This is a genomic window from Mesorhizobium sp. M7A.F.Ca.US.002.01.1.1, from assembly GCF_004022955.1.
Lineage (GTDB): Bacteria > Pseudomonadota > Alphaproteobacteria > Rhizobiales > Rhizobiaceae > Mesorhizobium > Mesorhizobium ciceri.
Window position 1 is genome coordinate 1 of record NZ_RZQE01000929.1, and the last position, 1,052, is coordinate 1,052.

General features: G+C 63.5%; 1 protein-coding gene. It reads left to right on the plus strand.

Annotated elements, in window-relative coordinates:
* The coding region (locus EN932_RS36810) for a type VI secretion system baseplate subunit TssF (RefSeq protein ID WP_206619045.1) at positions 1 to 1,052 on the plus strand (1,052 nt) is incomplete at both ends.

Genomic DNA, 1,052 nt, shown 5'->3' on the forward strand with positions numbered 1-1,052 from the left:
GTCGGCGCTCCGCCTCACGCTGGCCAGGACCGGAAAAGGCAAGCTCGACGAACTGGCTCTCGACCGGCTTGACCTCTATTTTGCCGGACGCACCAAGGCGCCGCTACTGTTCGATGCGATTTTCGGCGCCTGCGCGGCCACAGCAGCGCGACCGGAAGGCAAGACCAACCCGCTGTCGCCGTTGCCGGCACCCGAGATGATCGGCATCAGCGACGACGAGGCCTTGATGCCGCGCACCCGCCCGACATTCGAAGGATACCGGTTGCTGCGCGAATACTTCATGATGCCCGAGCGTTTTCACTATGCACGGGTTTTGGGATTGCAGCCTGTCGTGCGCCAATGCGCGGCCGGACTCGAGATCATTTTCCTGTTCAAACGCACGGTTCCCGAGCTGGCCGATCTGACGCCGGCGGACTTCGAACTTTTCGCGACACCGATCATCAATCTGTTCGAACGCGAGTGCAACGTCGTCGAAGTCGATGAACGCAAGACGCGCCAGGTGTTGCATGCGGACCGGACGCGGGCGCGTGACTTCGAAATCTACCGGGTCATCCGCGTCGAGGACGCCGACACGGAAGGTAACGACGCTGAAATCCCCGAGCTCTTCAGCCTGGGTCAGAACCGCGGTAGTGGTTGGGTCTATTCGACCGAAAGGCGCCCTCGCCGCGCGATGGAGGAGGAGCGCCGCGAAGGCCTGACGCGAACGTCCTATACCGGGGATGACGTTTTCCTGGCCGTGTCCCGGCCGCTCGTAAGGCCGGCGACCCGGCCGCTGAAGCGGCTCGACGTGATGGCGCTTTGCACCAATCGTGATCTGCCGATCCTCGATGACAATCCGACGTTGACGTTAGAGGCCGGCGACCCGGTCGAAACCGTAAGGCTTCTTGGCGCCTTGCGTGCGCCGCAGCCAGCTATTCCTGCGGCACTGCCTGCTGGGGCCGACGGGGAATCGCGGGCCGATGATCTCGCCTGGCGGCTGGTGGCGCAGCTCGCGCTCAACTTTCTCAGTCTTGCCAAAGAAGGCCGCGGCATCGATCCCCTGCATGCGCTAC